This is a genomic window from Streptomyces durocortorensis, assembly GCF_016901035.1.
In the GTDB taxonomy this organism is placed as follows: Bacteria; Actinomycetota; Actinomycetes; order Streptomycetales; family Streptomycetaceae; genus Streptomyces; species Streptomyces durocortorensis.
On record NZ_JAFEUF010000058.1, the window covers coordinates 13272 to 33516 of the forward strand.

Here is a 20245-nt window from a genome sequence, read left to right on the forward strand (position 1 = left end):
CGATCGCGGTGCTGCTCCTCCCGCGCTTCCCAAATTGTGACGGGATACGGCGGGGTCACCGAGTTCAGGTTTTGCAGGAAGGCGTACGGCGGACATGTCGCAGCAGGAGACGGACGGGCGGATCGACGTGGACGACGAGGGGTTCGTCGTCGACACCGAGGACTGCGAGGAGCGGGAGGCGGCCTACCGCGCGCGCGGCACCTCGCGTCCGATCACGGTCGTGGGCAACCCGGTGCTCCACAAGGAGTGCAAGGACGTCACCGCGTTCGACGACGAGCTGGCCCAGCTGATCGACGACATGTTCGCCAGCCAGAAGACGGCCGAGGGCGTCGGCCTCGCCGCCAACCAGATCGGCGTGGACCTGAAGGTCTTCGTCTACGACTGCCCGGACGACGACGGCAAGCGCCACACCGGTGTCGTCTGCAATCCGGTCCTGGAGGAGCTGGCCCCCGAGATGCGGGTCCTCGACGACTCCAACGAGGGCTGCCTCTCGGTCCCGACCGCGTACGCCTCGCTCGCCCGCCCCGACTACGCGGTGGTGCGCGGCCAGGACGCGAAGGGCAACCCGATCCGGGTCAAGGGCACCGGCTACTTCGCGCGCTGCCTCCAGCACGAGACGGACCACCTGTACGGCTACCTCTACATCGACCGGCTCTCCAAGCGCGAGCGCAAGGACGCGCTGCGGCAGATGGAAGAGGGCACGCCGCGCTACGAGACCGTCCCGAACGACTGAGAACGCCTCTGCGGGGCCCCGGCGACCGGTTCGCCCGGTGCCGGGGCCCCGCCGGTTCCCGCGGGACCTCTGGCAGATAACTGCAGTTTCCCCAGGGGTAGTTGACGCGCGTAGTCGGCTGGGCCAGGCTCGCCCGGACATCGACCGTGACGTTCAGAGGGAGACCCCTGTGCTGAGACGTACCGCACGCGTTCTGCTCGGACTTGTCATGACCATTACGTTCGCTCTGGGTGGTGCGGTGCTGACCGCAGGCCCCGCGCAGGCGGACGGCTGCTACACCTGGACCCGCACCCTGAAGGCCGGGGCCACCGGCAACGACGTCACCCAGCTCCAGATCCGGGTGGCCGGCTACCCGGGCTACAACGCGGTGCTCGCCATCGACGGCTCCTACGGCCCCGCCACCACCGCCGCCGTCAAGCGGTTCCAGGCGGCCTACGGCCTGGCCGCGGACGGGGTCGCCGGACCCGCCACCCAGGCCAAGCTCTACGCGCTCCAGGACAACGACTGCACGCCGGTCCACTTCACGTACCCCGAGCTGAACAAGTGCAACAGCACCTGGGCCGGCGGCAAGGTCGCGGCGGGCACGGCCAAGGCCAACGCGCTGAGCAGCATGTGGAAGCTGGAGGCGCTGCGCCACGCGCTCGGCGACAAGTCCATCCGCGTCACCAGCGGCTTCCGCTCCGTCTCCTGCAACGCGGCCGTCGGCGGGGCCTCCAACAGCCGCCACATGTACGGCGACGCGGTCGACCTCGGCGCCTCCCCGCACTCCCTGTGCACGCTGGCCAAGCAGGCCCGTTACCACGGCTTCCGGGGCATCCTCGGCCCCGGCTACTCCGGCCACAACGACCACGTGCACGTCAACCAGGGGCCGAGCCGCTTCTGGTCGGCCCCCAGCTGCGGCGTCTGACCCCTCCGCCCCGCTCTCAGGCGACGTCGGGCACGGCTGTGGCCGCCGGGCCCCGGAAGGTCCGGCGGTAGGCGTTCGGCGTGGTGCCCAGTGACCGTACGAACTGGTGGCGCAGGGTCGCCGCCGTACCGAAGCCCGTCTGGCCCGCGATCGTGTCGATCGTCCGGTCGGAGGTCTCCAGCAGGTGCTGGGCCAGCAGCACCCGCTGCCGCAGCAGCCAGCGGTAGGGGGTGGTCCCGGTCTCCTGCTGGAACCGCCGGGCGAAGGTGCGCGGCGACATGTGCGCCTGCGCGGCCAGTTGCTCGACCGTCATCTCCTGGTCGAGGTGCTGCTCCATCCAGGCCAGGGTGGAGCCGACGGTGTCGCAGGCGTTCCGGGGCAGCGGGCGGCTGATGTACTGCGCCTGCCCGCCGTCCCGGTGCGGCGGCACCACCATGCGCCGGGCGAGGGTGTTGGCCGCGTCCGGTCCGTACTCCTGCCGGATCAGGTGCAGACAGGCGTCGATCCCGGCGGCGGTGCCCGCCGAACTGATCACTGCGCCCTCGTCCACGTACAGCACGTCCGGCTCGACGATCGCCTTCGGGAAGCGCCGGGACAGCTCCGCCGCGTGCCGCCAGTGGGTGGTGCAGCGGCGGCCGTCCAGCAGCCCGGCCGCGCCGAGGACGTACGCCCCCGAGCAGACGCTCAGCACCCGCGAGCCGCGCTCCACGGCCCGGCGCAGCGCGGCCAGGACCTCCTCCGGATACTCCCGCTGCATGAAGTGGCTGCCCGCCGGCACGGCGATGAGGTCGGCCTCCTCCAGCCTCTCCAGGCCGTGCGGCGTGGTGATGGTGAAGCCCGCGTGGGTGTTCAGCACGGGGCCCTCGGCGGAGACCACGGCGAAGTCGTGCACCGGAAGGCCCTCTTCGCTGCGGTCGAGTCCGAACACCTCGCACAGGACGCCGAGTTCGAAGGGGTGGACCTCGTCGAGGAGGAGAGCGGCGACATTGGTCAGCATGCGGCAAGTGTGGCAGCTATTTGATGCCCGATGGCAGTCCTGCCACTGATGATTTTCGCCCGGGCGGTCCAGAGTAGAGGCATGAACACATTCCTGAACTACCTGGTCGTAGCAGCACTTTTCGCCCTCGTCCTCGCGCCCGTGGCCCTCGGCGTCGTCCGCGAACGCCGCATCGACCGCCAGCTGCGGGAGGCGGAACGCGGGCGGCGGGCGGCGGCCGGACCCCCGGAAACGCAGAGTGCCGCGCGGCCCTACAGGGTGACGCGGCACTCCTACCCGAAGGGTTGGGCGAAGGCCTAGAAGGCGATCTCTTCAGTGCCCGCTGCTCTCGTAATGGCGGGACTGCCGCTCCCAGAAGCGGTACGCGGCGTACATGAGCACGACGCCGATGGCCGGAGCGCCCCAGGCGAGCCATTCCGGCACGGCGAGTTCCTCCTCCCGTCCCATCAGCACGGTCGCCGGCAGGTAGGCGACGAAGGCCAGCGGGAAGACGAAGGTCAGCCCGAAGCCGGCCACCGGGCCGAAGATCTTCAGCGGGTAGTTGCCGAAGTCGCTGAAGATCATGTCGATGGCGAACTTGATGGGGGAGACCCGCTTCATCCTGAAGACCAGGGCGGAGGCGGCCAGTTGCAGGGAGCCTTCCACCAGCGCACCGCCCACCACGGCGAGCAGGAGGAAGCAGACGGCTCCCGGCGACCAGTCGACCGGCGCGGCGGCCGAGGCGATGGACAGGAGGACCACGCCGCCCGTCAGGTCACCGACCGAGCTCAGCCCCACCCTGCGGGTGAGGAGCTGGACCAGCGGCGGCACCGGACGGACGAGATAGCGGTCGTACTCGCCCTCGACGACGACATGGTCGACGTGGATGAGCTGGTGACCGGGGAGCAGCCACAGGCCGTGGGCGGTGAGCCTGATGCCGTAGAGGAAGGCGATCTCCCCCAGTCCCCAGCCGCCGACCTGCCCGAAGCGGTCCAGCACCGCCCAGATGAAGGCCAGCCCGATACCCTGGTAGAACAGGCCGCCGATGATGTTGATGAACAGGTTCCCCCGGTACTGGAACTCGGCCCGGAACGCCGCACCGGCCAGCAGCAGATAGACACGTGGACCTCGCATCGTCCCTCATCCCCCCTGCGACATGACGCGGCGCCGGGCGCGCGACCAGACGAGCGCGGCCAGCGCGCCGAGCGCGGCGATCCAGGCGAACTGGACCCCCAGGGCGGCCACGATGCCCGGGCCCTCGACCTGGCCCAGGTAGACGGCCGCCGGGGTGTACGCGGTGGCCTGGAACGGCAGCCATTCCGCGGCCACCCTGACCGGCCCCGGCATGAACCACAACGGGACCAGGGCCCCCGAGAAGAACTGGGCGACGAAGCGGTAGGCCATGAGGGCGCCGCTCACTTCCAGGGTCCAGAAGCAGACCATGCCGAGCAGCAGCCCGAGCAGCTGGTTCACGAGCAGCGCGCCGATCAGCGACACCGGGTAGGCGAACCCGGCGGCCGCCGAGGCCGGTGCCTGGCCCGCGCCGATCAGCAGCGCGAACGGCAGCGCCACCAGCAGGACCGGGACCGCGGCCGATGCCCATCCCAGCTGGCCGGCGAGCATCTGCCCGGGGAAGCCGACGGGCCGCAGCAGGTCCACGGCGACCTTGCCCTCCCGTACCCGCTGGTCGATGGGGGAGGACCGCCACGGGCTGACGAGCTGGTACTGGAGCGTCGTCAGCGTCGCGTACGCCGTCATGGTGGTGAGGCTGAGCCCGTCCACCTCCGCGCGGCCGTCGTAGAGGGCCTTCCAGACCACCGTCAGCAACCAGATCTGGAGGAGCATCATGGCGAAGGACGACAGATAGGACGTGCGGTAGGTGAGGGCGGTACGGAACTCCATCCGGGCGCAGGCGAGATAGGCCCGAAGAGGCGTCCTGAGCGGCTGCTTCGCCGAGGCGGGGGCCGTCGTCGCCGAGGCGCGGGCCGTCGTCGGGGCGGTCATCCGCGGTCCGCGTAGATCCGGTGGATGACGCTCTCCAGCTCGGGTTCCACGATCGACAGATCGGTCACCCGGTGCTGCGCCAGCACCGCGGCCACCAGCTCGGCGGGCGGGGTGCGGACGGGGTCGAAGCGCAGCCACACCTTCCCCTCCTCCCGGCGGACGACCTCCGCGCCCTCGACGCTCTCCAGCCGGTCGGTCTGCACGACGAGTTCGCGGTGCGGGGCGTAGCGGGCCTTCAGCTCGTCCACCGCGCCGTCGTAGGCGACCTTGCCGTGGTCGATGAGGATGATCCGGTCGCAGAGTTCCTCGACGTCGTCGAGGTCGTGGGTGGTGAGGACGACCGTCGTCCCCGATTCCCGGTTCAGCTCCCCGACGAAGGTGCGTATCCGCTCCTTGGCGATGACGTCGAGCCCGACGGTCGGCTCGTCCAGGTAGAGGATGTCCGGGTCGTAGAGCATCGCGGCGGCTAGGTCGCCGCGCATCCGCTGGCCCAGGGAGAGCTGGCGGACGGGGGTGTCGAGGAACGGGCCGAGGTCGAGCACCTCGCTGAACTGCCGTTGCCGCTCGCGGAACCGGGCCTCCGGCACGTCGTAGAGGCGGCCGATCAGCCAGAGCGAGTCGCGCAGCGGCAGGTCCCACCAGAGCTGGCTGCGCTGGCCGAAGACCACGCCGATCCGGCGGGCGTTGTGGGACCGGTCCCGCCAGGGCGTGGTGCCGGCGACCGTGACCGTGCCGGAGGTCGGGACGAGGATGCCGGTGAGCATCTTGATGGTGGTGGACTTCCCCGCACCGTTGGGGCCGAGATAGCCGACCATCTCGCCCTGCTGGACGGTGAAGTTCACGCCGTCGACGGCGCGCTTGACGGTCTGCTCACGCGTCAGCAGCGTACGGAGGCCTCCGAAGCGGCCCTCCTGCCGTGTGGGTCGGCTGAACTCCTTGACGAGGTCTGCCACTTCGATGACGGGCATGCGCGCCTCTCTGGGGCGATCCGGGCCCGGTCGGGCGTGATCGATGTGAGAGTGTGCACGCCAAGGCTTGGTCTAGTCCAATCATTTTCGGTTCGGCCGGTTCTGGTCCCGCTGTGCCGGGACGCGGAAGGGGGCACCGTGCTCGGCACGGTGGGGCCTTCTGTCGTACGGAATCCGGAAGGGGTCTAGAAGTCGTCGTCGAACCCGACCGAGCCCTCGACCGCCACCTGGTAGGCGGACGGGCGGCGCTCGAAGAAGTTCGTCAGCTCCTGGACACCCTGCAGCTCCATGAAGGAGAACGGGTTTTCCGAGCCGTACACCGTCGGGAAGCCGAGGCGGGCGAGCCGCTGGTCGGCGACGCACTGCAGGTACTCGCGCATCGACTCGGTGTTCATGCCCGGCAGGCCCTCGCCGCACAGGTCGCGGCCGAACTGGAGCTCCGCCTCGACGGCCTCCTTCATCATGTCGGTGACCTGCTGCTGGAGCGCGTCGTCGAAGAGCTCCGGCTCCTCCTTGCGGACGGTGTCCACGACCTCGAACGCGAAGTTCATGTGCATCGTCTCGTCACGGAACACCCAGTTGGTGCCCGTGGCGAGACCGTGCAGCAGGCCGCGCGAGCGGAACCAGTACACGTACGCGAACGCCCCGTAGAAGAACAGCCCCTCGATGCAGGCCGCGAAGCAGATCAGGTTCAGCAGGAAGCGACGGCGGTCGGCCTTCGTCTCCAGCTGGTCGATCTTCTCGACCGAGTCCATCCACTTGAAGCAGAACTGCGCCTTCTCGCGGATCGAGGGGATCTCCTCGACCGCGTCGAACGCCGCCGCCCGGTCGTCCGGGTCGGGCAGATAGGTGTCCAGCAGCGTCAGATAGAACTGGACGTGCACGGCCTCCTCGAAGAGCTGCCGCGACAGGTACAGCCGCGCCTCGGGGGAGTTGATGTGCTTGTACAGCGTCAGCACGAGGTTGTTCGAGACGATCGAGTCACCGGTCGCGAAGAACGCCACCAGCCGGCCGATCATGTGCTGCTCACCCGGCGACAGCTTCGCGAGGTCGGCGACGTCCGAGTGGAGGTCGACCTCCTCCACGGTCCAGGTGTTCTTGATCGCGTCCCGGTAGCGCTCGTAGAAGTCCGGGTAGCGCATCGGACGCAGGGTCAGCTCGAAGCCCGGGTCGAGCAGGTTCTTCTCGTTGTTCGTGGTGCTCATTACTGGCAGGCCTCGCAGGACTCGGGGTTTTCGAGAGAGCAGGCGATGGCGTCCGCGTCGGGAGCCGACGCCTGCTGTACGGGAATGGGGGCGGCGGCCGACGCCTGACCGGACGCGGCACGGGCGATCCGGGTCGCCGGGCGCGAACGCAGGTAGTACGTCGTCTTCAGCCCCTGCTTCCAGGCGTACGCGTACATCGAGGAGAGCTTGCCGATCGTCGGCGTCTCCAGGAACAGGTTGAGCGACTGGCTCTGGTCGAGGAACGGCGTACGGGCCGCCGCCATGTCGATCAGGCCGCGCTGCGGGATCTCCCACGCCGTGCGGTACAGCGCCCGCACGTCGTCGGGGATCCAGGCGAAGCCCTGCACGGAGCCGCTGGCCTCGCGCAGCGCCTCACGGGTACGGGCGTCCCACACACCGAGCTTCTTCAGCTCGTCCACCAGGTAGCCGTTGACCTGGAGGAACTCACCGCTGAGCGTCTCGCGCTTGAACAGGTTGGAGACCTGCGGCTCGATGCACTCGTACACACCGGCGATCGAGGCGATCGTGGCGGTCGGCGCGATGGCGAGCAGCAGCGAGTTGCGCATACCGGTCTTCGCGACCCGGGCGCGCAGGGCGTCCCAGCGCTCCGGCCAGTTCAGCTCGGTGGCGTAGTGGTCGGGGTGCAGCACACCGCGCGCGGCACGCGTCTCGGACCACGCGGGCAGCGGGCCCGAGCGCTCGGCGAGGTCGCAGGACGCCTCGTACGCGGCCAGCATGATCCGCTCGGAGATCTTCGTGGAGAGCGCGCGCGCCTCGGGCGAGTCGAAGGGCAGGCGCAGCTGGAAGAAGACGTCCTGGAGGCCCATGGCGCCCAGGCCGACCGGCCGCCAGCGGGAGTTGGAGTTCCCGGCCTGCTCGGTCGGGTAGAAGTTGATGTCGACGACCCGGTCCAGGAAGGTGACGGCCGTACGGACGGTGGAGTCCAGGCGGTCCCAGTCGATCGAGCCGTTCGCCACGAAGGCGCCCAGGTTGACCGAGCCCAGGTTGCAGACGGCCGTCTCGCCGTCGTTGGTGACCTCCAGGATCTCCGTGCACAGGTTCGACGAGTGCACGACCCGGCCCGGCTCGGCGGTCTGGTTCGCGGTCCGGTTGGAGGCGTCCTTGAACGTCATCCAGCCCTGGCCGGTCTGTGCGAGGGTCCGCATCATCCGGCCGTACAGCTCACGCGCCGGCATCGTCTTGCGGGCCAGGTCCTTGGCCTCGGCCGCGCGGTAGGCCGCGTCGAACTCGTCGCCCCACAGGTCGACCAGCTCGGGCACGTCCGCCGGGGAGAACAGCGACCACTCGGTGTCCGCGTCGACCCTGCGCATGAACTCGTCCGGGATCCAGTGCGCCAGGTTCAGGTTGTGCGTACGCCGCTGGTCCTCACCGGTGTTGTCGCGGAGCTCCAGGAACTCCTCGATGTCCGCGTGCCAGGTCTCCAGGTAGACCGCCGCGGCGCCCTTGCGCCGGCCGCCCTGGTTCACCGCCGCCACCGAGGCGTCCAGCGTCTTGAGGAACGGCACGATGCCGTTGGAGTGCCCGTTGGTGCCCCGGATCAGCGAACCCCGGGCGCGGATGCGGGAGTACGACAGACCGATGCCCCCCGCGTGCTTCGAGAGCCGCGCCACCTGGTGGTAGCGGTCGTAGATCGAGTCCAGCTCGTCCTTCGGCGAGTCCAGCAGATAGCAGGAGGACATCTGCGGGTGCCGGGTGCCGGAGTTGAAGAGGGTGGGGGAGGAGGGGAGGTAGTCCAGCTTGCTCATCAGCCCGTAGAGCGCGGCGACCTCGTCCAGCGCGCGCGCCGACTCGTCCTCGGCGAGGCCCGCGGCCACGCGCAGCATGAAGTGCTGCGGGGTCTCGATGACCTGGCGGGTGATCGGGTGGCGCAGCAGGTAACGGCTGTGCAGCGTACGGAGACCGAAGTAGCCGAAGCGGTCGTCCGCGCCCTCGGCCAGCGTCCGCTCGACCAGCTCGTCCAGCGCCTTCGCGTGCAGCTCGACGAAGGCGGCGGTGCGGTCGGCGATCAGGCCCTCGCGGTGGCCCACGGCGACAGAGGCGGAGAAGTGCGTCGTGCCCTGGCCCGCGGCCTCGTCGGCGATCGTACGAGTCAGCAGCCGGGCGGCGAGTTTGGAGTACGCCGGGTCCTCGGAGATCAGACCCGCCGCCGCCTCGGTGGCCAGCGAGCGCAGCTCGGCCTCGTCGGAGCGGGCGTTGCGCCCGCGCAGCGCGGAGGCGGCGACCCGTCCGGGGTCGGTGTCGGGCAGATCGACGGTGAGGTCGGTCAGGGTCCGCAACAGGGCGGTCCCGGGTCCGTCGTTCGTGCCTTCGCCGGACGTGGTGGAGGCAGCGGATTCGGTGGCTGAAACCGGATCGGCGGGCGCGATGGTCACTGGGCTTTCCCTCGCTCGGCAGGGGGCCGGCGGAAGGCGGGGAAGCCGGGCAGCGCGAAACCCGGGGCGGGGCAGCACTGCTGACGGCGTCCACCGGCCTATCCGCGAGGCCCGGACGTCTGGCATCCGGTTCGGTCGAGCCGGACGCACTGTCGACAGGTCTTCGGACTTGCAGGTGTGCAAAAGCACACTGATCACACCGTTGCGGGACAGTTCCGGATTCGCACCGGATTCCCCTGCGGCGACAGCGAGGTCGAGCATACATGTGGGGGCCGCCAGATGCTGCGGCCCCCACATGTTGTGTCGCGTCGTTTTCACACGCCCCTCAGGAAGCCGCCCGCAGCTCCAGCCGGAAGGTCATGAGGCGCAGGCCCGGCACGGGTTCCCAGTCCCGTTCAGGGGTCCGCAGAAAGCCGAGCCGACGGTAGATCCTATGGGCTGAGAGCATCGCCGGCTGCGTCGACAGCACCAGCGCGCGGACGCCTTCCGCCGACCGGGCCCGCTCGACGCACGCCCGTACGAGCGCCTCTCCCACGCCCCGTCCGCGCCCCGCGCGGGCCACGGCGAGCATCCGGAATTCGGCCTCGTCCGGACCGGCGATGTCACGCCACGGCGTGCCGGGAGCGGCATACGTCACACCCCCGAGCACGACCCCGTCCGGATCGAGCGCGACGAGCACCTCCGCTTCGGCCGCCCGCTGCTCCACCGCCCGCAGTCTGAGCAGATACGGGTCCTGCGGGCCGTCCAGCAGATCGTCGCCGAGATACGCCTCGGCGACGATCTCGCCGAGCACGGCGTACTCGCCGGGCTCCGCCACCCTGATCGTCAGATCCATCAGCCGCTCGCTCCCACCTCGTTGTTCGGGGCCCCGTCGCCCTCCGGCGGCAGGTCGCCGCGTTCGACCGGCTGCCGCCCGGAGGCCTCCTCGGCCGACGGAAGCACCTGGTCCAGCTCGTGGTCGTCGGCGGGGGGGGCGGCCCCCCCCCCCGACCGCAGCGTCGCCCGGTCCACCTTCTCGCGCTCCCCGCTCACCGTGATCACGAGGTCGCCCTGTTCCCGGGCGTACGCGTGGCCGGACTCCGTGGCCCGGTACCACTGCTCGCCGTCCCGCTCGCACGTCACCACGGGCTCCCGGTCGCTGCCCGCCGCGGGTCCGTCCGTACAGTCGGCGTCGGCGTGCGGGAGGCGTTCCACCGCCAGCTGGATCTGCCCGCCCTCCGGCTCGGTGTAGACGCTGCCGAACCCGTCGTCGCCGAGCACCCCGACCGACTGCCGCGCCAGGGCGTAGCCCGCGGACTCGGTCACCCACACATGGTCCGCCACGAGCTGCGCGGCGCTCGCCCGCGCCTCCAGCTCCGCCCGGTCGGGCGCCGGACCGGCCGAGGAACTCCGGCCCGCCGCCGGTCTGTCGGGCGCCGGCGTGGTGCCGCAGCCCGTCGCCGCCGCCAGGGCCAGTGCCAGGGCCGTGGTCAGGAGGAGGGGCCGGAGCCGGGGCGACCGGGAGTGCGATGTCATGGGCACATCCTTATCTACGGTGAGGGCTCCGCGCACCGGGAATCGGAACGGAGCCCCGGGCCGCGCGCGGGGCACGGGAAGGGGCCGCCGCGCCCTGGAGGGGTTGTGCGGCGGCCCCGATCGGCCGAGGGTTGCTCTCAGCAGCAGCGGAAGCCCTCGCGGGGGTCCGCCTCGCGGGCGTCCGTACGGCTGCGCTCGAAGGCGCGGCGGGTCATCACCGGTGCGTCCGGATCGTGCGTCCTCGCGTGCGCCACATAGCGGTCGTACGTGGACTCACCGGTCAGCTCACGGACGTACCAGCGGATCCGTCCCGCCACCCGCCGGACGTCCGCGACGGTCATGTCCGACTCCCCGTCTCCGCCGGCTCCTTGCGGATGCCGCCCTCGGGCCCGACCCCGGCGGCGACCAGTTCGGCCTTCTCCTCCTTGGTGGCGAACAGCGAGGCCGGGGCGACGAGCTTGGACTCGACGTACGGCGCCTCGTGGAGCTTGACGCTCTCCGGGTCGCGGATGGCCTTGTAGCAGACCCGGCCGGCGTCCACGAGCACCACGATGATGAGGAGCGCGAAGAGCGCGCTCAGCACCCCGTCGACCGTGGAGTTGGTGACGACGGTCCGCATGTCGTCCATGTTCTTCGCCGGGGCCAGCACCTCGCCCGCGTCGATGCCCGCCTGGTACTTGTCGCGCTGGGCGAAGAAACCGACCTTCACGTCCTCGGAGAAGATCTTCTGCCAGCTCGCGGTGAGTGTGACCGCCACGTCCCAGGCGAGCGGGACCGCCGTGACCCACGCCCACTTCAACCGCCCCGACTTGACGAGCAGGACGGTGCAGACGGCCAGCGCGACGGCGGCCAGCAGCTGGTTGGCGATACCGAAGAGCGGGAAGAGCTGGTTGATGCCGCCCAGCGGGTCGTGCACGCCGACCCAGAGGAAGTACCCCCAGCCGCCGACCACGACGGCACTGGCGAACCAGACGCCCGGCTTCCAGCTGACCTCGCGGAACGGCTTGTAGGCATTGCCCAGCATGTCCTGGAGCATGAAGCGCCCGACCCGGGTGCCGGCGTCCACCGTGGTGAGGATGAAGAGGGCCTCGAACATGATGGCGAAGTGGTACCAGAACGCCTTCATCGCGGTCCCGCCGACGACCGCGGAGAAGATCTCCGACATGCCGAGGGCGAACGTGGGCGCGCCACCGGTCCGGGAGAGCAGGCTCGCCTCTTCGACGTCCTTGGCGGCCTGGGCCAGGGCGTCCGGGGAGATGGTGAAGCCGAAGTTGGCGACGGCCTGCGAGGCGGACTGGACGCTGTCGCCGATCACACCGACGGGCGCGTTGATGGCGAAGTAGAGGCCGGGGTCGATGATGCAGGCGGCGATCATCGCCATGATCGCGACGAACGACTCGACCAGCATGGAGCCGTACCCGATCATCCGGATCTGGGTCTCCTTCTGGACCATCTTCGGCGTGGTGCCGGAGGAGACCAGGGAGTGGAAACCGGAGAGCGCGCCACAGGCGATGGTGATGAAGACGAACGGGAACATCGAGCCGGCGAAGACCGGGCCCGATCCGCTGGAGGCGAAGTCGGTGACCGCGGGCATCTTCAGGGTCGGCAGCGCGACGACCACGCCGAGAGCCAGCAGCCCGATCGTGCCGACCTTCATGAAGGTGGAGAGGTAGTCGCGCGGGGCCAGCAGCAGCCACACGGGGAGTACGGAGGCGAGGAACCCGTACGCGATCATCCAGATGACCAGCGTGCCCGGCTCCAGCGTGAAGAAGTCCGCCCACGAGGACTCGGCGACCCAGCCGCCCGAGACGATCGCGAGCAGCAGCAGCGCGACGCCTATGAAGGAGACCTCGCTGACCTTGCCGGGCCGCAGGACCCGCAGATAGACGCCCATGAAGAGGGCGATCGGGATCGTCATGCCGATGGAGAAGACGCCCCACGGGGAGTGCGCGAGCGCGTTCACGATGACCAGCGCGAGGACCGCAAGCAGGATGATCATGATGATGAAGACCGCGACCAGGGCGGCGATCCCGCCGACCGGGCCTATCTCGTCGCGCGCCATCTGGCCGAGCGAACGGCCGTTGCGGCGGGTCGAGAAGAAGAGCGTCACCATGTCCTGCACGGCGCCGGCGAAGATGACGCCGACGACGAGCCAGATCGTACCGGGCAGATACCCCATCTGCGCGGCGAGCACGGGTCCGACCAGCGGCCCCGCTCCGGCGATGGCGGCGAAGTGGTGGCCGAAGAGCACCCGGCGGTCGGTGGGATGGAAGTCGACACCGTTGTCCAGCCGTTCGGCCGGGGTCGCGCGGTTCTTGTCGGCCTTCAGGACCCGGTTGGCGATGAACCGGGAGTAGAAGCGGTATGCGATCGCATACGAACCGAGGGCCGCCGCCAGCATCCAGGCGGCCGAGACCTCTTCACCCCGCGAGAGCGCGAGGACGGCCCAGCCGATGGCGCCGGCCAGGGCCACGAGGCTCCAGACGGCTATGGACTTCGGGGTCGGCCCTCGCCGCCCCGCTGCTGGTGAGGCAGGTGGTGCTGGTGTGGGCGATTCCGCCATGTCGTGCTCCGTCCCCTCGCTGATCACCGGTGCGATGGGCAGGAAATCTATGGGACGCGTCCGACCAGCGTCACCCCCTGTCCGCATTGCGGTCCGGCAACGGTGATGTGTCGCAACAGGACACGGGCGGCACACCGGCCCGGTTCACTCGGCGCGGGACGCTCAGACCCAGCCCCGCCGGGCCGCCTCCGCACCCGCCTGGAACCTGCTGCGGACCTGCATCCGGGCCGTCAGCTCCGCGTTCATCCGGCGCACGGTGCGCAGCGACACCCCCAGGCGGCGTGCCGCGGTCGCGTCCGTGTGCCCCTTCGCCAGCAGTGACAGCAACTCGTCCTCCTGAGGGGTCAGCCCGTTGCCGTCCCGGGCGGGAGCGGAGCAGAGCGGGGTGGCGTTCACCCACAGCTGCTCGAACAGCAGCCGGGCCACCGCGACCGCCCCCTTGCTGCGCAACTCCAGGGCGCCCGCCCGCCCGTCGTCGGGGTCCAGCGGCACCAGCGCGACCTCGCCGTCGACCACCACCATGACCAGCGGCAGCGTCGGCAGCGTCCGGCTCTCCGCGCCGAGCGACCCCAGCCGGTTCACGTAGCGCAGGGTCGGCGGGTCGTTGCGGAAGCTGTCCTGGTAGATGCTGCGCAGCCGCACCCCGCGCTCCAGCGCCCGCCGGTCGAGAGGCCAGCTCGCCTCCAGCGTGTCCGGGGACTGCGCGCCGCCGGGCAGCAGCGAGAGGCACTCCGCCCTGGCCAGCTCGGCCAGTTCGGTCAGCCGCTCGCGTACCGCGTCGAGCCCCTCCAGCCGCTTGACGACGTCGAATCCGCCTCCGGCCCGTCGTCCCCGGTCCGTGGTGAGGACCGACATCGCGTCCCGGGCGACTTCGAGTCCCCGCTGCTGCCGTGCCAGTTCGGCCTCCCGGCGGGAGAGGAGGAACGGCAGGCTGGCCGCCGGATCCAGGGCCCGGAAGACCGGCTGGCCCTGCTCCGTGCCATGGGGGGCGTCGTCCAGCAGACACAGCTCCGCCAACTGGTCCAGGGCCCGGCGCACATCGTCCTCGCTCCGCCCCAGCCGTGCCACGATCTCGTCGAGCCGCAGCTCCGGTTCCTCCAGGACGAGCCGGTAGACCAGCTCCGTCCGCGCGTCCAGCCCCAGTACCTCTAACATCTCTGGCTCCCCCGCAGATGTCACGCCGTCCCCGCACGCCGGTGCGGGACGCCCCTTCAGCACCGGGCGCGAGTGTAGGGGCGGTGCGTTGTGAAGGTATAGACCAGGTCCACGGGGTGGATGGGCCCATCGGGGTGTTCATGGCCGGAAACGGCGAGCCCCGGTGATGACCGCAAGGTGCCCCGAGGTCGGCGGCGGATGGCCGCAAGGTGCCTGGCAGTTTGCTGCCGCCCCCGCATCGTCCCAGGCAGCGGGCCCCGTGAGGCCGTTCCCGCGGCTGGCACCCTGCTGCCCCGCAGCTTTCGGCCACCCGGTAACCGTGGCCCCCGGCGCGGCGATGGCGACAGGATCTGGCCGTCACAAGTCATTCACACACCGCTACGTTCCGAGGAGTCTTCCCATGCGGGCGTTCCCTCTCCCTGCCCTCCGCCCCACGCCGGCCGCCGGCTCTCCCGCCCTCGGGGCGGCCCTGTGCGCCACCTCGGCCCGGGACGGCTTCTCCTGGGGGTGACCCGGGGGAACGGGACGCCTCCGTGTTCCTGGTGACCGCGCTCCTCGTGCGCACCGGGCCCCCGCGCACCGACCGGTGGACAGCCCGCGACCTGGCCCGCTGGCTGCGCTCCCGCCACGTCCGGGCCGGGCCCCACACGCCCGGACCGGTCCATGTGTACGTCGTCGAGGGCCCGGACGGCACGGTCCGCGCCGCGCTGTACATGGAGAGCCCCGACCCCCTCCAGGACGAACTGGCCGCGCTGGAGCATCTCCTGGCCGCCCTGTGCGCCGCCCGGCCCTCCTCCCTCGACTGGCGGCCCGCCGCACTCGGCGGCGTCTTCGCCCGCCCGGGCCCGCACCGATCCCCCGAACCGAAAGGACCGGACCCGCCATGCCACGGGAGCGCCCCTCCGTGTCAGTGATCATCCCCAACCACAACTACGAGAAGACCCTGCGGGCCTGCCTGGAGTCCGTCTACGCCCAGACCCTGCGCCCGCTGGACGTGGTCGTCGTGGACGACGCCAGCACCGACGGCTCCCGCGACATCGCCCGCACCTTCCCGTGCGTCCTGGTGGCCCGCCCGGAGAACGGCGGGGTCTCCGCCGCACGCAACCTGGGCGTCGCCGCCTCCTCCGGGCAGGTGCTGTTCTTCCTCGACTCCGACATCGCCCTGGCCCCCGACGCGATCGAGAACGCCGTCGACCTGCTCATGGACGATCCGGAGACCGGCTGCGTCCACGGCGTCCTCGATCCCGAACCGCTCTTCGACGACGGCCCGGTGGAGGTCTACCACTGCCTGCACGCGCACTTCTGGCGGCGCCGCAGCGCCGGAGTCGTCGGCACCGCCTTCTTCGCCCTGGCCGCGATCGAGCGCTCCGTCTTCGAGGCGACCGGACCCTTCGACGAGAACCTCCGCGACTCCGAGGACGTCGAGTACAGCGACCGCCTCGCCGCCACCCACCGCATCCGCCTCAGCGAACGGGTGACCGGCCGCCACGACGACGTGGACCGACTGCTGCCGATGCTCGCCGAGCAGTACCGCCGCTCCCAGCTCCTCGTCCCCGTCGCCGCCGTGGAACGCCGGCGCGGCGGCGGACTGCGGGCCAACCGTACGGGCGGCGTGCTCGCCGCCGGACTGGTCCCGCTCACGCTCCCGCTCGCCCTGCTCACCCCCTGGCTCCTCGCGGTGCCGCTCGCCTGCGCCGCGGCCTTCGCCCTGGCGGACGTGGGCCTGTCCCGCTTCGTGGCGCGCCGCAAGGGGTGGCTCTTCCTGCTCCGCTTCACCGCGCTGCACTTCGCGGTGCACCTGGCCCTCGTGCTCGGCGCGGTGGCCGGAGGCGTGCGCTGGCTGGTGGACCCGGGCTTCGGCCCCTCGGCGCGGGGCCGCCGCGCCCGCAGCGACGATCCGGCCCCGGCGGCGGCACCGTGAGCGCCGGGGTGGACCAGGAGCCGGAAGCCGTACGGCCGAGGGGCGCGCTGCGCAAGGACGTACGGTCCGGGACCGCGTCGCCGGAAGCCGAAGCCGAAGCCGAAGCCGTACGGTCCGGGACCGCGTCGCCGGAAGCCGAAGCCGAAGCCGTACGGTCCGGAGCCGCGTTGCCGGAAGCCGAAGCCGTACGGTCCCGGGGCCTGCCGCCGGAAGCCGGACCCCTGGACGGGGCGGCGCCGAAGGCCGCGCCTCGTCCCTCCCGGTGGGCCCGGTTGCTGCGTCCGGCCGCCGCGCTCATCCTCGTCGCGGCCACCTGCTTCGCCGTCGGCGGTTCGATCCGCGCGGCCGGAACGGAGCTGGCCGACGCCGCCGGCCGGCCCGGGGGAGTGCTCCTCCTGAGCGCGGCCCTGGTCGCCAACGCCGCCGGACTCGTCCTGTCCATGCTCTCCTGGCGGGTCCTCGTCGTGGACGGCGGTTCCCCCGCCCGTACCAGCGACACCGCCCGCATCTTCTTCATCGGCGTCATCAGCAAGTTCGTACCCGGCCGCATCTGGGGCGTCCTCGCCCACGTCCAGCTCGGCAAGGCCGTCGGTATCGCCCCCGAGCGGATGATCGCCGCCTTCGGACTCGGCCTCGTCATCGGGATGACCACGGGGGCCGCCGCCGGACTCCTCGTCGCCCCGGCCGTGTTCGGCACGGGAGCCTGGGTCTTCGCCCCGCTCGTGCTGGTCGCGGCGGCGGCCGTGGCCCGCCCCGGCTGGGTGGGCAGGCTCGTCGCGTGGACGATGCGGCTGGCCCGCCGCCCCGCCGGGGCCGCCGACAGCTCGCCCCGCGCCCTGCGGCTCTCCATCGGCTGGGCGTGCGCCTCCTGGGGGGTCTCCGGACTCCACCTGTGGGTCATCGCCGTCCTGCTCGGCGCCCCGCCGCTGACCTCCCTGCCCGTCTGCGTCGGCGGCTTCGCCCTGGCCACCGTCGCCGGAAGCCTCGCCTTCGTCCTGCCCGACGGCTGGGGAGCGCGCGAACTCGTCCTCCTCGCCCCCCTGGGCGCGGTCATGCCGCTCTCCGCCGCCACCGCCGCCGTCATCGCCAGCCGGCTCGTCTGCGTGCTCAGCGAGGTCGCCGCCACCGGCGCCGCCCTCGCCTGGGCCCGCGCCGCCGGACCCCTGCCCGCCCCCCGACCCGCGCTCCGGGAAGGAGCCGCATGACCTCCGACGCACCCCCCCTGCTCACCGTGGACGACTGCGAACGACTGTCGACGAGCCAGGTGCACGAGCTGTACCGGTCCCACGTCAACAAGAGCCAGGTCTCCCTGATGACCTCCTTCGGCTTCGGCCGCGAACTCGTCGACCACGCCGAAGGGTCCTGGATCCACACCCGGGACGGCCGCCGGATCCTCGACTTCACCGGCGGTGTCGGCGTCCTCAACCACGGCCACAACCACCCGCGGATCCTCGCCGCCCGCCGCCGCTTCCAGGAACAGCGCCGGATGGAGGTCCACAAGACCTACTTCTCGCCCTACATCGCCGCCCTCGGCCACAACCTCGCCCGGCTCCTCCCCGGTGACCTCAACCTCTCCTTCTTCCCCAACTCCGGGGCGGAGGCCGTCGAGGGCGCGGTGAAACTCGCGTACAAGTACCACGGCGGCCGCCGGCAGCAGATCCTGCACGCCGACATCAGCTTCCACGGCAAGCTGCTCGGCTCCGGCAGTCTCACCGGCAGCGCCCAGAACGCCTTCGCCTTCCCCGGCATCCCCGGTGTCTCCGCGTTCCGGTACGGCGACCTCGACTCCGTACGGCAGGCGGTCGCCGGGGCCCGCGACGCCAAGGGGCGCTGCGACGTCTACGCGATCCTCATCGAGCCCTTCTCGGCCTCCACCATGACCGAGTGCTCCGAGGAGTTCCTGCGCGGGCTGCGGGAGTTGTGCACCGCCGAGAAGATCGTGCTGATCTTCGACGAGATCTACACCGGGTGGGGCAAGACGGGCAGCCTCTTCCACTTCATGCGCTACCCGGACCTGGTCCCGGACGTCGTGACCACCTCGAAGTCCTTCGGCGGCGGCAAGTCCTCCGTCTCCGCCTTCGTCGCCCGCGAGCCCGTCTTCCGTACGGCCTACGACAGCCTCGGCGACGCCATGCTCCAGTCCACCAGCACCACCTACTACGGCTTCGGCGAGGAGACCGCCACCGCGCTGGAAGCCGTCAACATCGCGGTCGAGGACGACTACCCGGCCCGCGCCCGCGCCATCGAACGCGTCCTGAAGCCGGGCCTGGAGAGGCTGCGCAAGCAGTACCCCGACCTCATCGCCGACGTCCGGGGCGCCGGTGCGCTGTACGGGATCTTCCTCGACGGCGGCCCCCGCCTCCTGGACCTCGCCGCGAAGATCGCCCCCGGCGGCCTTGCCCGCGACCCGCTGCTGCGCACCAAGGTCATCACCTGCGCGGTCGTCAACGCGATGTACCACGACCACGACGTGTACATGTACTACACGCTCAACGGCCGCAGCCCCCTGGTGGCCGCGCCCTGCCTGGTCGCGGGCCCCGACGAGGTGGAGATCTTCCTCGACGCCTTCGACCGGACCCTGGCCAAGGGCATGAACCGGCTGCTCACCGCCTTCTTCAAGGACAAGGCGGTGTCCCGATGGGCGGCCTGACCATCGCCGTGACCGGCGCCGCCGGCATGCTCGGTTCCCATCTCGTCGCCCGGCTCGCCGCCGACGGCCACGACGTCGTCGGGATCGACCTGCGCGAGGACCCCCACGCGCCCGCCGGCGCCCGGCACGTCGTCGCCGACATCCGGGACGGGGCCGCGCTCGCCCGCGCCTTCGACGGAGCCCACGCGCTGGTGCACTGTGCCGCCGCCCTGCCCTCCTACCCCGTCGACCAGATCCGCTCGATCACCGTCGACGGCACCCGGACCGTCCTGACCGCCGCGCGACGGGCCCGGGTCGAACGGGTCGTGCACATCTCCTCCACCGCCGTCTACGGGCTGCCGAAGCGGGTCCCCACCCCGGAGGAACACCCCCGCGAGCCCGTCGACCCCTACAGCAGCGCCAAGGCCGAGGCCGAGGAGGTCTGCGAGGAGTTCCGGGGGCGCGGGATGTGCCTGCCGGTCCTGCGGCCCAAGACCTTCCTCGGACCCGGCCGGATGGGCCTCTTCTCGATGCTCTTCGAATGGGCCGAGGAACGGCGCAACTTCCCGGTCCTGGGCCGGGGCGACGTCCGCATCCAGATGTTCGGCATGGCCGACCTGGTCGACGCCGTGGTGCTCGCCCTGCACGCCCCGCCCGAGGTCGCGAACGACGTCTACAACCTGGGCGCCGCCGAGTTCGGCACCCTGCGCGAGGACTTCCAGGCCGTGCTGGACGCGGCCGGGCACGGCAAGCGCGTGGTCCCGCTGCCGGCAGCACCGGCACTCGCGGTCCTGCGCGCACTGGAGCGCACCAAGCTCTCCCCGGTCTACGGGCGGCTGCTGTTCAAGCTCCTCGACGACAGCTACGTGGACATCGCCCGGGCCACCGAACGGCTCGGTTTCCGTCCCGCGCTCTCCAACCAGGACGCCATCCTCTCCACCTACGCGTGGTGGCGCACCCAGCGGCGGGGCGGCGCCCCCGCTCCCGGAGCCGGCCGGACCAGCCGGGATCCGTGGCGCCAAGGGGCGCTCGGCCTGGCCAAGATCTTCTTCTGATCCCCTGGAGCCCTGCCGTGGACATCACCCGGTCGTCCCCCGCGCCCCTGCGTGTGGTGGCAGTCCCGCCCGAACCCGAACCCGTCGACCTCACGGCTCTGACCGAGCCCGCCGATCTGACGGCTCTGTCCCAGCCCGTCGACCTGGCAGCTCTGCCCGAGCCCGCCGACCTCACCGCTCTGTCCCAGCCCGCCCCCGAC

19 protein-coding genes, 1 pseudogene and 1 riboswitch are annotated in these 20245 nt (G+C 71.2%); of the genes and pseudogenes, 9 read left to right on the forward strand and 11 right to left on the reverse strand.

What is annotated here, in order from left to right; all coding sequences use genetic code 11:
• Positions 1 to 94 precede the first annotated feature (94 nt).
• Positions 95 to 733 (forward strand): peptide deformylase, encoded by a 639-nt coding sequence (gene def / locus JS521_RS14155; RefSeq protein ID WP_097971169.1) that lies wholly within the window; start codon positions 95 to 97, stop codon positions 731 to 733.
• A 169-nt stretch (positions 734 to 902) separates the two neighbouring features.
• The gene (locus JS521_RS14160) at positions 903 to 1640 is read left to right on the forward strand and encodes a D-Ala-D-Ala carboxypeptidase family metallohydrolase (RefSeq protein WP_205083321.1); all 738 of its coding nucleotides are present in this window, start codon (positions 903 to 905) and stop codon (positions 1638 to 1640) included.
• A 16-nt stretch (positions 1641 to 1656) separates the two neighbouring features.
• Here JS521_RS14160 and JS521_RS14165 read toward each other — a convergent pair whose 3' ends face one another.
• Positions 1657 to 2637 carry a GlxA family transcriptional regulator gene (locus JS521_RS14165; protein WP_205083323.1) on the reverse strand — a complete coding sequence of 327 codons (981 nt, stop codon included), beginning with the start codon at positions 2635 to 2637 and terminating at the stop codon, positions 1657 to 1659.
• Between the two features lie 81 nt (positions 2638 to 2718).
• Here JS521_RS14165 and JS521_RS14170 point away from each other — a divergent pair, with 81 nt between their 5' ends.
• Positions 2719 to 2937 (forward strand): hypothetical protein, encoded by a 219-nt coding sequence (locus JS521_RS14170; protein ID WP_205083325.1) that lies wholly within the window; start codon positions 2719 to 2721, stop codon positions 2935 to 2937.
• A gap of 12 nt (positions 2938 to 2949) precedes the next feature.
• Here the strand turns inward: JS521_RS14170 and JS521_RS14175 are convergent, their stop codons facing one another.
• The 10 genes from JS521_RS14175 to JS521_RS14220 all read right to left on the reverse strand — a co-directional run bounded on the left by JS521_RS14175 (position 2950) and on the right by JS521_RS14220 (position 14440).
• The gene (locus tag JS521_RS14175; protein ID WP_205083327.1) at positions 2950 to 3750 is read right to left on the reverse strand and encodes an ABC transporter permease; all 801 of its coding nucleotides are present in this window, start codon (positions 3748 to 3750) and stop codon (positions 2950 to 2952) included.
• Between the two features lie 6 nt (positions 3751 to 3756).
• Complete coding sequence (locus tag JS521_RS14180) at positions 3757 to 4620, reverse strand: ABC transporter permease (RefSeq protein WP_205083329.1); 864 nt, start codon at positions 4618 to 4620, stop codon at positions 3757 to 3759.
• Positions 4617 to 5588: an ABC transporter ATP-binding protein gene (locus JS521_RS14185; RefSeq protein WP_205083331.1), complete on the reverse strand. Its 972-nt coding sequence runs from the start codon at positions 5586 to 5588 to the stop codon at positions 4617 to 4619. Before JS521_RS14185 ends, JS521_RS14180 begins: the two co-directional genes overlap by 4 nt.
• Before the next feature lie 185 nt (positions 5589 to 5773).
• On the reverse strand, positions 5774 to 6793 hold the full coding sequence (locus JS521_RS14190; protein WP_205083333.1) for a ribonucleotide-diphosphate reductase subunit beta: 1020 nt from the start codon (positions 6791 to 6793) through the stop codon (positions 5774 to 5776).
• Positions 6793 to 9207, reverse strand: coding sequence for a ribonucleoside-diphosphate reductase subunit alpha (locus JS521_RS14195; RefSeq protein ID WP_205083335.1), 2415 nt, complete (start codon positions 9205 to 9207; stop codon positions 6793 to 6795). Before JS521_RS14195 ends, JS521_RS14190 begins: the two co-directional genes overlap by 1 nt.
• A gap of 137 nt (positions 9208 to 9344) precedes the next feature.
• Positions 9345 to 9468: riboswitch (cobalamin riboswitch) on the reverse strand.
• Positions 9469 to 9532: 64 nt separating this feature from the next.
• Complete coding sequence (locus JS521_RS14200; RefSeq protein WP_205083337.1) at positions 9533 to 10042, reverse strand: GNAT family N-acetyltransferase; 510 nt, start codon at positions 10040 to 10042, stop codon at positions 9533 to 9535.
• Positions 10042 to 10722 (reverse strand): hypothetical protein, encoded by a 681-nt coding sequence (locus JS521_RS14205; RefSeq protein WP_205083339.1) that lies wholly within the window; start codon positions 10720 to 10722, stop codon positions 10042 to 10044. Before JS521_RS14205 ends, JS521_RS14200 begins: the two co-directional genes overlap by 1 nt.
• A 137-nt stretch (positions 10723 to 10859) precedes the next feature.
• Positions 10860 to 11063, reverse strand: a complete 204-nt coding sequence (locus JS521_RS14210) for a YbdD/YjiX family protein (protein ID WP_010061528.1) — start codon at positions 11061 to 11063, stop codon at positions 10860 to 10862.
• On the reverse strand, positions 11060 to 13285 hold the full coding sequence (locus JS521_RS14215; RefSeq protein ID WP_205083341.1) for a carbon starvation CstA family protein: 2226 nt from the start codon (positions 13283 to 13285) through the stop codon (positions 11060 to 11062). Before JS521_RS14215 ends, JS521_RS14210 begins: the two co-directional genes overlap by 4 nt.
• Positions 13286 to 13447: 162 nt before the next feature.
• Positions 13448 to 14440 carry a helix-turn-helix transcriptional regulator gene (locus JS521_RS14220; RefSeq protein ID WP_205083343.1) on the reverse strand — a complete coding sequence of 331 codons (993 nt, stop codon included), beginning with the start codon at positions 14438 to 14440 and terminating at the stop codon, positions 13448 to 13450.
• 533 nt (positions 14441 to 14973) lie between these two features.
• Here JS521_RS14220 and JS521_RS14225 point away from each other — a divergent pair.
• From JS521_RS14225 to JS521_RS14250, 6 genes and pseudogenes are all read left to right on the forward strand, one after another.
• Positions 14974 to 15354, forward strand: coding sequence for a hypothetical protein (locus JS521_RS14225; protein ID WP_205083344.1), 381 nt, complete (start codon positions 14974 to 14976; stop codon positions 15352 to 15354).
• Entirely contained in the window at positions 15351 to 16361 is a 1011-nt protein-coding gene (locus JS521_RS14230; RefSeq protein ID WP_307847873.1) for a glycosyltransferase family 2 protein, read from the forward strand. Before JS521_RS14225 ends, JS521_RS14230 begins: the two co-directional genes overlap by 4 nt.
• Positions 16358 to 17566, forward strand: a complete 1209-nt coding sequence (locus JS521_RS14235) for a lysylphosphatidylglycerol synthase domain-containing protein (protein ID WP_307847872.1) — start codon at positions 16358 to 16360, stop codon at positions 17564 to 17566. The genes JS521_RS14230 and JS521_RS14235 overlap by 4 nt, the downstream gene beginning before the upstream one ends.
• Positions 17563 to 19011, forward strand: a complete 1449-nt coding sequence (locus tag JS521_RS14240; protein ID WP_205083346.1) for an aspartate aminotransferase family protein — start codon at positions 17563 to 17565, stop codon at positions 19009 to 19011. Before JS521_RS14235 ends, JS521_RS14240 begins: the two co-directional genes overlap by 4 nt.
• The gene (locus JS521_RS14245) at positions 18999 to 20045 is read left to right on the forward strand and encodes an NAD-dependent epimerase/dehydratase family protein (protein ID WP_205083347.1); all 1047 of its coding nucleotides are present in this window, start codon (positions 18999 to 19001) and stop codon (positions 20043 to 20045) included. The genes JS521_RS14240 and JS521_RS14245 overlap by 13 nt, the downstream gene beginning before the upstream one ends.
• Positions 20046 to 20062: 17 nt before the next feature.
• Positions 20063 to 20245 (forward strand): annotated as a pseudogene (locus tag JS521_RS14250) (UbiA prenyltransferase family protein); the annotation flags it as partial.

Coding starts and splice junctions, on each gene's coding strand:
- JS521_RS14190 (WP_205083333.1), bottom strand. CDS start 6,793: ATGAGCACCACGAACAACGAGAAGAACCTGCTCGACCCGGGCTTCGAG.
- JS521_RS14240 (WP_205083346.1), top strand. CDS start 17,563: ATGACCTCCGACGCACCCCCCCTGCTCACCGTGGACGACTGCGAACGA.
- JS521_RS14215 (WP_205083341.1), bottom strand. CDS start 13,285: ATGGCGGAATCGCCCACACCAGCACCACCTGCCTCACCAGCAGCGGGG.
- JS521_RS14175 (WP_205083327.1), bottom strand. CDS start 3,750: ATGCGAGGTCCACGTGTCTATCTGCTGCTGGCCGGTGCGGCGTTCCGG.
- def (WP_097971169.1), top strand. CDS start 95: ATGTCGCAGCAGGAGACGGACGGGCGGATCGACGTGGACGACGAGGGG.
- JS521_RS14165 (WP_205083323.1), bottom strand. CDS start 2,637: ATGCTGACCAATGTCGCCGCTCTCCTCCTCGACGAGGTCCACCCCTTC.
- JS521_RS14185 (WP_205083331.1), bottom strand. CDS start 5,588: ATGCCCGTCATCGAAGTGGCAGACCTCGTCAAGGAGTTCAGCCGACCC.
- JS521_RS14220 (WP_205083343.1), bottom strand. CDS start 14,440: ATGTTAGAGGTACTGGGGCTGGACGCGCGGACGGAGCTGGTCTACCGG.
- JS521_RS14205 (WP_205083339.1), bottom strand. CDS start 10,722: ATGACATCGCACTCCCGGTCGCCCCGGCTCCGGCCCCTCCTCCTGACC.
- JS521_RS14210 (WP_010061528.1), bottom strand. CDS start 11,063: ATGACCGTCGCGGACGTCCGGCGGGTGGCGGGACGGATCCGCTGGTAC.
- JS521_RS14180 (WP_205083329.1), bottom strand. CDS start 4,620: ATGACCGCCCCGACGACGGCCCGCGCCTCGGCGACGACGGCCCCCGCC.
- JS521_RS14170 (WP_205083325.1), top strand. CDS start 2,719: ATGAACACATTCCTGAACTACCTGGTCGTAGCAGCACTTTTCGCCCTC.
- JS521_RS14200 (WP_205083337.1), bottom strand. CDS start 10,042: ATGGATCTGACGATCAGGGTGGCGGAGCCCGGCGAGTACGCCGTGCTC.
- JS521_RS14245 (WP_205083347.1), top strand. CDS start 18,999: ATGGGCGGCCTGACCATCGCCGTGACCGGCGCCGCCGGCATGCTCGGT.